The 11,906-nt window shown below is 32.9% G+C and carries 12 protein-coding genes; 3 read left to right on the forward strand and 9 right to left on the reverse strand.

Annotation, left to right across the window (positions count from 1 at the left end):
- Window positions 1–49 precede the first annotated feature (49 nt).
- Window positions 50–289: a YozE family protein gene (locus NSQ89_RS11130; protein WP_047940462.1), complete on the reverse strand. Its 240-nt coding sequence runs from the start codon at window positions 287–289 to the stop codon at window positions 50–52.
- Window positions 290–645: 356 nt separating this feature from the next.
- On the opposite strand from NSQ89_RS11130, the gene NSQ89_RS11135 reads away from it, so the two are divergent.
- The gene (locus NSQ89_RS11135) at window positions 646–1,590 is read left to right on the forward strand and encodes an SGNH/GDSL hydrolase family protein (protein ID WP_176474040.1); all 945 of its coding nucleotides are present in this window, start codon (window positions 646–648) and stop codon (window positions 1,588–1,590) included.
- A gap of 57 nt (window positions 1,591–1,647) precedes the next feature.
- On the opposite strand, the gene msrB is transcribed toward NSQ89_RS11135, so the two are convergent.
- The 3 genes from msrB to rsgA form a co-directional block, all read right to left on the reverse strand.
- Window positions 1,648–2,073 (reverse strand): peptide-methionine (R)-S-oxide reductase MsrB, encoded by a 426-nt coding sequence (gene msrB, locus NSQ89_RS11140; RefSeq protein WP_047940460.1) that lies wholly within the window; start codon window positions 2,071–2,073, stop codon window positions 1,648–1,650.
- Window positions 2,073–2,606 carry a peptide-methionine (S)-S-oxide reductase MsrA gene (gene msrA, locus NSQ89_RS11145; RefSeq protein WP_082138222.1) on the reverse strand — a complete coding sequence of 178 codons (534 nt, stop codon included), beginning with the start codon at window positions 2,604–2,606 and terminating at the stop codon, window positions 2,073–2,075. The genes msrB and msrA overlap by 1 nt, the downstream gene beginning before the upstream one ends.
- Window positions 2,607–2,777: 171 nt before the next feature.
- Window positions 2,778–3,830 carry a ribosome small subunit-dependent GTPase A gene (gene rsgA, locus NSQ89_RS11150; RefSeq protein ID WP_341132623.1) on the reverse strand — a complete coding sequence of 351 codons (1,053 nt, stop codon included), beginning with the start codon at window positions 3,828–3,830 and terminating at the stop codon, window positions 2,778–2,780.
- A gap of 389 nt (window positions 3,831–4,219) precedes the next feature.
- On the opposite strand from rsgA, the gene NSQ89_RS11155 reads away from it, so the two are divergent.
- Window positions 4,220–4,978: a DUF4397 domain-containing protein gene (locus NSQ89_RS11155; RefSeq protein WP_341132624.1), complete on the forward strand. Its 759-nt coding sequence runs from the start codon at window positions 4,220–4,222 to the stop codon at window positions 4,976–4,978.
- A gap of 89 nt (window positions 4,979–5,067) precedes the next feature.
- On the opposite strand, the gene NSQ89_RS11160 is transcribed toward NSQ89_RS11155, so the two are convergent.
- The 5 genes from NSQ89_RS11160 to ilvA form a co-directional block, all read right to left on the reverse strand.
- The gene (locus tag NSQ89_RS11160; protein ID WP_341132625.1) at window positions 5,068–5,640 is read right to left on the reverse strand and encodes a YpmS family protein; all 573 of its coding nucleotides are present in this window, start codon (window positions 5,638–5,640) and stop codon (window positions 5,068–5,070) included.
- Between the two features lie 10 nt (window positions 5,641–5,650).
- Window positions 5,651–6,463, reverse strand: a complete 813-nt coding sequence (locus NSQ89_RS11165; protein ID WP_047940456.1) for an SGNH/GDSL hydrolase family protein — start codon at window positions 6,461–6,463, stop codon at window positions 5,651–5,653.
- A 193-nt stretch (window positions 6,464–6,656) separates the two neighbouring features.
- On the reverse strand, window positions 6,657–8,255 hold the full coding sequence (locus tag NSQ89_RS11170) for an ATP-binding protein (protein ID WP_341132626.1): 1,599 nt from the start codon (window positions 8,253–8,255) through the stop codon (window positions 6,657–6,659).
- Window positions 8,256–8,660: 405 nt separating this feature from the next.
- Complete coding sequence (locus NSQ89_RS11175; RefSeq protein ID WP_047940455.1) at window positions 8,661–9,503, reverse strand: DegV family protein; 843 nt, start codon at window positions 9,501–9,503, stop codon at window positions 8,661–8,663.
- A gap of 256 nt (window positions 9,504–9,759) precedes the next feature.
- Entirely contained in the window at window positions 9,760–11,025 is a 1,266-nt protein-coding gene (ilvA, locus tag NSQ89_RS11180) for a threonine ammonia-lyase IlvA (protein ID WP_047940454.1), read from the reverse strand.
- 199 nt (window positions 11,026–11,224) lie between these two features.
- On the opposite strand from ilvA, the gene trhA reads away from it, so the two are divergent.
- Window positions 11,225–11,863: a PAQR family membrane homeostasis protein TrhA gene (trhA, locus tag NSQ89_RS11185; protein WP_047940453.1), complete on the forward strand. Its 639-nt coding sequence runs from the start codon at window positions 11,225–11,227 to the stop codon at window positions 11,861–11,863.
- Window positions 11,864–11,906: the final 43 nt, after the last annotated feature.

Here is an 11,906-nt window from a genome sequence, read left to right on the forward strand (position 1 = left end):
AACATTAAGAAGATAAAAAAACATCCAAACAAATTGTGGTTGGATGTTTTCAATAGCTATAATTCTTCTTTTCTTCTTGAAATAAATATTTCTCCCATGCCTCATCAAAAATACGCATGCTTGGAAGATAATGACCATTTAATTCTAGATAATCGCTTATTTCATCATAATCAAAACTATTTTTGGGAAAATCATGATCAAGATAAGCTTCATTCGCAAATTCGCTAATTTGATCATTTGGTTCGGGATGTCTAAACTTCATAAGAAAATGATAAAAAGATTTAGTCATGATCTCACCTTCCTTGATCGATAGATATAACGTATACTATACATAATTGAAAATAATGGTGCAAGTGATTTAGTTGAATTTAAATTCATTCAATAGTAATTGTCCGAAGAGCCTAAATTTCTTCTCATTCAAAATACAATAAAATTACTGGTTACCTTGTATTTCTGTAGGGTAATTTAATGAACAGGATATTCGTTAATTAATAAGGAGGGTAAGAAAATAGAAAAATGAAAAAAGGATTGAAATATTTTATTTACTCTCTTATTTTTATTGTCATAACCAGCATGGCATATGCATTAGTTCATTCTGAACAACCGAAAAGAAATGTTTACAAAAAAATTACGGATGGAAAACAAGTGAACTATTTAATTGTAGGCGATAGTATTGGCAGGAGTTCAGGGGCAAGCAACAATCATCGAAAATGGTTTCACCTTATGGAAAGGAGCTTAACAGAAAAATATGGAGGCTCATTTAAAAAACAGTTAGTAGTACAAAGCGGAGCCACTGCATTTGAAGGATTATATAAATTGAAAAATAGTTTATCTAAAAATATTGATTTAGTATTTATTGTATTTGGAGAAAATGATCGAAAATATATGGATGATAAGCAATTTTATTTCTTTTATCAGTCTTTGTTAGAAGAGGTTGTCCTCCGTTATCCTGATGCAGAATTAATAACAATTACAGAAAGCAGTCTAGATAATGAGGACTTTGTGAACGTTATAAAACAGATATCTAAAAACTTTTATGCAACAAATATTGATATGAGAATTCCTTTTCGAGAATCTAGATTATCAACTGAACGATTAACAAATGATCTTGTACACCCAAATGACTATGGATATTATCTATATGCTCAAGAAGTCGTTAATACGCTGCAAAAAGCAATTCACAATAAAAAGAAAGTACTGACTTCTACTATACCTGTTAATGAGGTATCTAGTTTGAAGATGAAAACCAGTTATCCTATTGATTCAATCGACCCTTCTTTCCGAAAAAAAGATGGTTATTATACATCCGGTAAAATTGGCGCAAATATTGAATATCATTTTAGTGGTTCTTTTTTAGGAGTAAACGTAATCAGAAGTGAAAAGGGTGGAATGATGGATGTATTTATAGACAATAACTATGTAACTACTATTTCCACATGGTGGCCATTTAAAAAAGAAAGATCACTCTATGTCACTAGCGGTCTAAAAAATACGGATCATAAGGTTACTTTTCAAATTTCCGCACATAAATCAAGATATAATATAACCGATCAACATTTGATCCAAATATCTTCTATTATCACTAATTAGCAAAAATACTTCCTTGAAGAAAGGGGGATACCTATCATGGCATCCCCCTTTCTTCTATTATCTAAATAAACTTAAATACTTACCATATCCTTTTTCTTCCAATTCTTCTTTTGGTATAAACTTCATCGCTGCTGAATTCATGCAGTATCGTAAGCCTGTAGGTTGCGGACCATCATTAAATACGTGACCAAGATGAGAATCAGCCTCCTTACTTCTCACTTCTGTGCGTATCATTCCATGACTAGTGTCTTTCTTTTCCGTTAATTCTTCTTCATCAATTGGCTTTGTAAAACTTGGCCATCCACAGCCAGCATCATATTTATCAAGGGAACTGAATAATGGTTTTCCTGAAACAATATCGACATAAATCCCATCACCAAATTCATCCCAATATTCATTACGAAATGGTGGTTCTGTTCCATTGTTTTGTGTTACTTCATATTGTATGGGTGTTAATTTTTCTTTTAGTTTGTCTTTTTCCATTACTCATCTCTCCAATTCTCTTGAATATATGCTGCACGTCCTGATCCAATATGATAACGATTATAATGTTCAGGATTCTTTCTGTAATAATCCTGGTGATAATCCTCCGCAGGATAAAAAGTAGATGCTGGAAGAATTTTTGTTACAATCGGTTTACTAAATCTACCACTTGATTCTAATTGTTGTTTAGATATTTCAGCTGCTTGCTTTTGTTCCTCACTATGGTAAAAGATTGCTGTTTGATAGGATTGACCGCGATCATAGAATTGCCCCCCTGCATCAGTTGGATCAATTTGCTGCCAATAAATACTAAGCAAATTTTCATATGAAAAAACATCTGGATCATATGTAATTTGGACTGCTTCATAATGTCCCGTCGTTTCAGAACAAACTTCTTTATAGGTTGGATTCTCTTTATGTCCTCCTGTATACCCAGAAACAACTTTGATAATCCCTGGCTCCTGATCAAAAGGCTTAACCATACACCAGAAACATCCTCCTGCAAATGTTGCCACTTTTACATTTTCCTTCACATCTATACCCCCCTAAATAACTTTCTCCTCTTTTTTATTCCCTTATCTCCATGATTTCACACTATTAGCTTAATGTTTATAAGAGAAATATGCAAAAATTAAGTCTCTAAAAGAAACGTAAATCCCCTGATTCATAAGACCAAGGGACTTTTTATAAAAACAATCAAGTAACTACATCTTCTTAAATTGTTTATTCCTATTTTTCCATATTTTCTTTTGATCTGATTGTGCTTTTTTATCTTGTCGTCTCTCAAGAAAAGCCAGTTCTCTTAACAGCTTTTTATAGCTAAGTAATCGTTCTTCTTCGATTTTCCCATTTTCAATAGCAAGCTTTACTGCGCAGCCAATTTCCTTTTCATGCTGACAATCTCGGAATTTACAATATGCTGCAAATTCTTCTATTTCAGAAAAACTATTAGAAATACCCTCTTCACTATTCCATAATTGCAGCTCCCTCATTCCTGGAGTATCAATTAATACTGCACTATTCGGCAACAAAACCATCTCTCGATTTGTAGTAGTATGTCTTCCCTTTGCATCGGACTCTCTAATTCCTTGGACTTCCTGTTTATTGTATCCGCATAGATAATTTGTTAAAGTAGATTTCCCGACACCAGATGAACCTAATAAAGCGACTGTCTTTCCAGGAGAAAGAAATGTTGTCAACGTTTCTAATCCAATGTTATTTACAATACTTACTACTATAATAGGAATACCAAAAGCTACTGATTCTACTAAAGTGACTTTTTCACTAATATCATCTACTAAATCCGCTTTCGTTAAAACAATGACCGGTCTTGCTCCACTTTCCCATGTTAAAGTTAAATAGCGTTCTATTCTTCTTATGTTTAAATCTTCATTCAATGAATTAACTAAGAAAATAGTATCAACATTGGCTGCTACTATTTGTTCTTCGGTACTATTACCTGCTACTTTTCTAGAAAATTTGCTTACTCGAGGTAATATGTTTATAATGGTTCCTTTTTCTTCAAGAATTCTCGGCGAAACAATCACCCAATCGCCAACTGCGGGTAATTCTTCTCTTGACTGTGCAGTGTATGCTAATTTTCCGGATACTTCACATAAAAGCTCACCATATTCCGTCCACACTCGATACATTCTTTTGTGTTCTAAAGAAATTCTGCCAATTATTTGATTTTCCTTTGCAACCATTTCAAACGCTTCTTTGATAGTTTCGTTAAAACCAATCTGGGTTAATTCCATGTATAGACCTCCAAATATTTGTAAATTAAAAAACCATGGTGCATACAGCCCATGGTTTCCCTACAAACATTTAGAAGTCTCCACATAAGAACTTATCCTCTATCTATAGATGACAAATACTCATTTATTGACGTAACCGTTTGGGCTGTATGCTATATGAATAAACGATTTAAAAAATGTATTGTTACTCATAAGACATCAGCCCCTTTCACTTATTAATTTTATTATATAAATATTCATTTAAATTGTAAAGCCTATTTTATTAGGCACTCTCCCTAATCTTTAGCATATTCTATTTTCAGAAGACTCTTTTCTTCATCTGTCAAGCTGGATTTACTTTTAAATCGTAATGGAAAGTAAGAGAATTATGAATATTAGGGGGAAGTTCCATGACAAGAGATCATTTTCACTCCATCCAAGAAGCTGGAATGTATAACGTATTAAGTGATTACTATAAATATACGAATCCTGAATTACATGTATATTATTATCATAAGCATCTTCAAAGCTTAACCCATGCTTTAAAGAAGGAAAGTAAGTCTGCTATTGTCTCGGACATCCAGAGGCAAAATGAATATGGGAAAGTCAGGTTTTTACAAGGCACTAATAACTTGCCTGCTGTTGATATTTACATGAATGGTATATGTCTGTTAAGAGAAGTATCCTTTAAAACGATGAGCAATGAATTAACATTGCCTGCTGGAAAATATCAACTGGATATATATGAAACTGGGAAGGAGATAGATCCATTATCCAGTCAAATATTGAATATTGATTGTAATGCATATCATACTTTTGCTCTTGCTGGCAATGAAAGAAACCTCACAATACATTCATTTCCTGAATTTCCAATTGTACCAGCAAACGAAACAAAACTACGAATTATTCAACTGGCAGAAAACCTGCCAACCATTGATATCGCCGTTCAAAAAGGAGATATCGTATTTCCATCCATTCCTTATAGAGGAGCAAGTTCTTATTTAGGATTGTTTCCAATGACTGTCTATTTAGAAGCAAGAAATACAGAAACAAAGGAAGTATTAAAGAAATTTCCTGCTCTCCAATTAGAAGCCGATAAAACATATAGTGGATTTATTGTCGAAGGAACCGATGAAAAAACTTGTGAATTATTAATTTTTTCCTGTTAGCATAAAGAGGCTATTCTCAAAATCTCCCACCATTAATCCATTTACATTTGGGATAGGAGACTTTTTAGAAATAGCCTTTCATACATTACTTATTCAGTTGGCAGCAATAAATTAAATTGAATTATATTTTGCTCTAAATCAAATGTTTTCGCCTCTACTAACATTCCGTTTTTCAAGTCCATCTTAGTTAAATGAACATATATTTCTTCTTCATTTGGCTGAATATCAACCCAATCTGGAAAATTATATTGATTTTCAATGAAATTCATTACATAAGATACGGGTAACGGCAGATGACCAATACTTATTTCTTTTTGTTTTAATAATAAATCCCCATCTTCTAATGCTATTGGTTCAAAGGTTAATTTCATTTGAATATCTGTTTGAAAAATCGGCATCGTACCATATAGCTCTACTTGATCCGCTATATTTATTTCATAATGAATCGGACCATTAAGTCCTTCTTTTTCTAGAAAATGATTAATTAGCTTCGTCAAATCCTCACGATTTGTTGTAACAGCAAATGGAACTTCTTCTCCTTGCTGCTTTAATATCGGTGTCTTCTCAACTGGTTTAAATATCATTATCGCTATATAAATGATACCAAGTACAAGAACACCTGCTAATGTTAAAAATGCTAGTTTCCACTTGTTCTTAAACAACCTTTTCTCCTCAATTCTCCGTCTGCAAATTCTCCAGTATATCAGCTAGTGGCGCTGTTAACATCTTTTCATAGATGGCTTCAGCAATAAGCTGATATCCCTTGTCATTAGGATGAAAATAATCTTCATAAAGTAAATCTGATGTTGGATTTTCAAAAATATTCTCGATACTCACGAAATATGTATGCTCATATTTTGCTAATACCCTTTCACTTGTACTATTCCAATCGGCCACAATTTGATTCATTTCTTTGATATCGGAAAACATCTTGATAAATGGGTTATAGACCCCAACTACTATTACGACAGCTTTAGGATTGTATTCTCGTATACTAGCCAAAACATTATTTAGATTATCTTCATATTCGCTTAATTGTGCCTTAAAAGAATCCATTTGCAAATTGGTAATATTATTTCGTACAACTTTCATAATATCATTTCCACCAATAGTAATAATTACACCATCTGCTTTTTTAATTGACTCACTAACTTCCTCTGTTTTAATTCTTTTTAATAACTGATCGGACCTGTTGCCTCTTACCCCATAATTCAAAAAATCTGCCTTATTTACTCCTTTAGTTTCTTCAAGTAAAGTTTGCAGATATGGAATATATCCCCCTTTTCCAGTGCTGTCACCAACACCTTGTGTGAGAGAATCTCCAACAGATACTATTGCTAATTCTTTTGGTAAAAAACTGACTGGTATATCCTTTTTATTCAAAACTACCATATCTTTTTCTGTATTATAGAGTGTCTGATTGGAGCAGGAAACAAGCATTAAAAGAGAAAATAATAAAACAAGAAAGGTAAATGGTTTTTTCATCTTTTCACCTACCTTCATTTTTTATAGTATAGCATATTGAAGAGAATTCGAAATGAATTTATGCACTTATTTTTTTCCAATAAGCTCCCAATATGCATCCTAATCACTGCGAAATAAGTAAAAAATTCTCTTATTTAAACTTTTTCTTTTAGGAAACTCTAAATTCATCCATATGTAAGGAGAATTACTTTTTTTACTCATTAAGATAGAGAGGGATGAAAATTCTAAATAACGTGCCCCTTCCTTTTTCGCTTTGTACTTCAATATGTCCTTTCATCTGCTCAACCATCTGATAACAAACCATTAAACCCATCCCAGTCCCCTTTTCTTTTAACGAATAAAATGCAGTACCTAATCGGTTTATCTCTTCTTCTGTCATTCCTATTCCAGTATCCTCTATTTCAAATACCCCATATTTCTTTACTGGATAAAGGTTAATAGTTATCGTTCCTCCATTTTTCATTGCTTCAATTGCATTTTTTAAAATATTTATAAGTACTTGCTTTAATTCATTATTATTAGCTTCTAGGTATACTTTTTGAATATTTTTTTTAAAGTGAATACCTTTGCCCATCATTGCATAAGAGTGCATTAAGTCAATGACTTTATTTGCCAATGCTGCTCCATCAACCTTTTGTGATTGTTCCACATCAGGCTTTGCTAAAGATAAATAATCATTAATAATTGTTTCTGCGCGATTCATTTCCTCAATCATTAATTTAATATATGTTCTTTCTTCTTCACTCATATGTTCTTTTGCATAAAAAATTTGCAAAAAACCTTTGACGACAGTCATCGGATTTCTTATTTCATGAGCAACAGATGCAGCAAGCTGACCAACTGCATTCATTTTCTCCGCTCTTTGTAATTCCTTATTCATTTTCAAGTAATCTACAATATTATCCATTTGCATAAGTGCTTCTTCCATTGTAGTTAGTTGAAAATCCTTTGATATTGTTCCAAGCTCTTTTGCAGTATTGGTTAAACGATAGAAAAGAGACGCAAGATTAGCAACAACTTCATTATAATTTTTCATCAACCCTTGTAATTCTGAGTTCTCATTTATCTCCATTTTAACATCAAAATTCCCACCACTTATTTCATTCAAACCTACCATCATTTTGTTAATAGGGTGAAGGATTTTATTTAACCAGTTTCTTATATAAATAAACAGAAAGATAAAGCTAATTAAAAAGAAAAATATCATTTGAAGTGCGAGTTTTTTCAGAAAATAGAACTGGTCATTGAGTTTCCTTTCCATTCCAATAACGCCCACCAAATGGCCTTTTTTATCATAAATAGGAATGAAGGAACTCTTATAATGGTCTTTATTAAGTTTGTATATGCTACTGTGCTGAACTTCATGCATAGTAATTGTTCTCTTATATACAGGCATTATATTTTCTGCTAGTCTATCAACATAATGAATTCCTATTTTTTGATTTTGCTGTGAGATAACAGCTATATGATTTTGCTTCTCATTTTCTGCTAATACCGATATATAAATGCGTTCCTTTATTTCCAAAATGCTTTTATTAAAATCTGGAGAGTTGATTATATTATGAAGTAGTTGCTTAGAATCAGTCCTTTTCGATTCACCCATATGCAAGGAAACATTATCACTTAATAATGTTAAAATTTCTTCCCCATCCTTTTCAAAATATGTCTTCCACTCTTTATACTGGTAATAGAATATGAATGTTACAAAAAGCATGAGAAGAAAAAAGGGCAGAAAAAAAGAAACAACTTGATATTTATTTGCAAACGGAATAGTATTATATTTTTTTATCATACTGGCCACCTATTTCTTATATTCCTTGGTTACAAAAGACATACTATACTTGAAACTACTTCTCCCAATTACAATTGAATTATATATCGTTATTTATGTTCGTTATCTTAATTTATATGTTGATTCGACATTTTCACTTAAATTCCCTTTAATTACCCCATTTTTTTAATTCACTAATTTTAAAAAAAGAGGAGGTATGAATTGCTCTTTCCTTCTAATGAATAAGAGGATTCTACATTTATCCTCACAAAATCAAAGTGTTTCAGATATAACTTATTTAGACAGAAAAAGCCAAACAATCACAGGATGTTCCTATGATTGTTTGGCTTTTATTGTTTTTATATTCCTATAACCCACAACATTCTTTTTGTCGAGCAGCAATCTGCCTTTTGCTGAAAAGAATGATTATTCCATATAATAGCTAAACCCGATTGCCCCTGGTCCCGTATGGGTGGAAATGATAGGAGTTGTATAGTCAATATCAACTCTATTAAAACCAGTAGCCTTTTCTATTGCTTCTTTCAATTTAAGCGCAACATCTAGGCTGCCAGCGTGTGTAATGCCTACCCCTTTGATCTTTTTTCCTATGCTGTCTTCCGCAAAGGCATTAGCTAAATATTTCACTGCTTGTGAACGACTTCGTACCTTTGCTACAGGTGTATATACACCGTCCTCTAGAGTTGCAATGGGTTTAATATTTAATAAAGAACCTAGAAACGCTTTCCCTTTTCCTATTCTTCCGCCCTTCATTAAATTCTCTAATGTATCTACTACAACAAAAAGTTTCGTATGTTTTTTCACATGATTTAATCTTTGCAAAATTTCGGCTGCGTTATGCCCGTTTTTTACCATTTCGGCTGCTTCTAATACTTGAAAAGATAAACCTTTAGAAATAAATTCTGAGTCTACAACAAAGACGGTTGCCTTTGTTAATTGGCTGGCACTTTTAGCTGATTCTACTGTCCCACTCATTCCACCAGTCATATGAATGGAAATTATATCAAAGCCTTCGTCTGCAAGTTCATCATATTTTTCCACAAAAGTGCCAACAGATGGCTGGGAGGTTTTAGGTAGCTCATCTGCTGCTATCATCTTATCGATAAATTCCGCTGGTGAAATATCTACTCGATCCAAATATGATTTGTTATCAACATAAATAGATAAAGATACTACCTCAATTTCATATTTTTCTAAAATTTCTTGTGATAAATCTACCGTTGAATCTGTTACAATTTTGATTTTTTTCATTTCACACTTCCTATTAATCATTCATTTTTCAATTAAGCGCTTACTTTATTATACATTTATTTTTATTATATTCCTATGCTGCTTTGTATTTTTTTGAGCATCTATTATCCACTATACCACAAATTAAGCATTTCGTAACCTGTGAATCGCATCACAATCTCTGACGAAATAACTGAACTCAAAACGCTTTAAAAAGTAAATGCATGCTCAAAAAACCATGCGCTCAATAACAACGCGCATGGCCATATTAGATGGATTAGACCAGTAAATGGAATAAGTTAGAATCTCTATTCACTTCCGTATACGGAAATCCTTTTTTATCCATTCGTTCAATTAATTCTCTGTAATCATCCCTATTTTTCAGTTCTAAACCTACAAGTGCAGGACCACTTTCCTTATTATTCTTTTTGACGTATTCAAATCGAACAATATCGTCATCAGGTCCCAAAACATCATCTAAAAACTCTCTTAGTGCACCTGCTCTTTGTGGAAAATTAACAATAAAGTGATATAATAAACCTTCATATAATAAAGAGCGTTCTTTAATATCCTGCATGCGATCAATGTCATTATTACCACCACTAATGACAACCACAACATTTTTGCCTTTTATTTTTTCCTTATACAAGTCTAGCGCAGCAACTGGAAGAGCTCCAGCTGGTTCAGCGACTATGGCATGCTCATTATATAAAGACAAAATAGATGTACATACTTTGCCTTCAGGCACTAACACGATATCATCTACATAATCTCTGCAAATTTCAAAATTCTTTTGTCCAACACTCTTGACTGCTGCCCCATCTACAAATTTATCAATTTTATTTAATGTTACTACTTTATTTCTAATTAAGGCTTCCTTCATCGAAGGGGCACCAGCTGGTTCTACACCAATCATTTTCGTTGCTGGAGAAACGCTTTTCATGTATGTACTTAACCCTGCCATTAAGCCACCGCCACCGATACTTGCAAACACAAAATCAATCGGGACATCAATATCATTCATCATTTCGATTGCCATTGTCCCTTGACCAGCAATAACATTTTCATCATTAAATGGATGGATAAATGCTCTTTCTTCCGCTTCTGCACACGCTACTGCTTCTACATATGAATCATCGAAAGTATCCCCTATTAAAACAATTTCTACATTTTCTTTGCCAAACATTTTAACTTGTGTGACCTTTTGCTTTGGAGTTGTTGCAGGCATAAATATTTTTCCATGCACATTTAAATAACGACAAGAATAGGCCACTCCTTGTGCATGATTCCCTGCACTTGCACATACTACGCCATTTTTCATTTTCTCTTTTTCCAGCATCTTCATGGAATAAAATGCTCCTCTTAGTTTGAAGGAACGAACATGCTGTAAATCTTCCCTTTTTAAATAAATGTTGCAATCATATTTTTCGGATAACCGATAATTTTTTTGTAAGGGAGTATGGGCTACTATGTCTTTAATACCTTGGTATGCAATAATAATATCCTCCAATTGCACCCATTTTTTCATTACATTTTGTTCCATTTCCACACCCTCATTTCTAACCATTTTAATTTGTACATTATATCATGAATTATTCTTTTATCACTAACAAAATTTTAAATTTTCATTTTTTTTAAACTTTTTTGACCACGTAAAATTATCTGATTGCAGCGTATTCGGCAATTGTTTGTTTTTATGAAAGAAATCCATTACAATTAGGGGATAAGGAGTGAATAAAATTATGAATTTTTCGATTAAAGATTTCTCATTAAAAGAAGAGATTGCAAATAGTATTACCCACGGGATTGGCTTTCTTTTAAGTATACCTGCATTAGTGATGCTGATCATTAATGCTGTTGAAACAGATAACCCATGGAGAATCGTCAGTTTCTCTATCTTTGGAGCAACCATGATTATCCTATATTTATGCTCCACCCTATTGCATAGCATTACCCATGAGAAAGTGAAGGACTTTTTCGAGATACTCGATCATTCTTCTATATATCTTTTAATCGCAGGTACCTATACTCCTTTTGTTTTAGTTGCTATCCGTGGCGGGTTAGGCTGGACACTATTTGGAATCGTATGGGCTTTGGCCATTATTGGTATTGTCTTTAAATGTTATTATGTAAAAAAATATATAGTTACTTCCACCATCTTGTACGTTATTATGGGCTGGCTGATTGTAATGGCTATTGTCCCGTTATATCATGCCATTGGCACAACTGGTTTTATGCTTCTCGTAGGCGGCGGGCTTTTATATACGATCGGAAGCATCTTCTATGTCATGCAAAAGATTCCCTACTTCCACGCTATTTGGCACCTATTCGTATTAGCAGGGAGTGCTTTAATGTATTTTTGTGTGTATCTTTATGTATAGATAAAAGTGAATAAAATACACTATTAGTAAATAAGAGGATGGG

This window comes from Niallia sp. FSL R7-0648 (assembly GCF_038007005.1).
Lineage (GTDB): Bacteria > Bacillota > Bacilli > Bacillales > Cytobacillaceae > Niallia > Niallia circulans.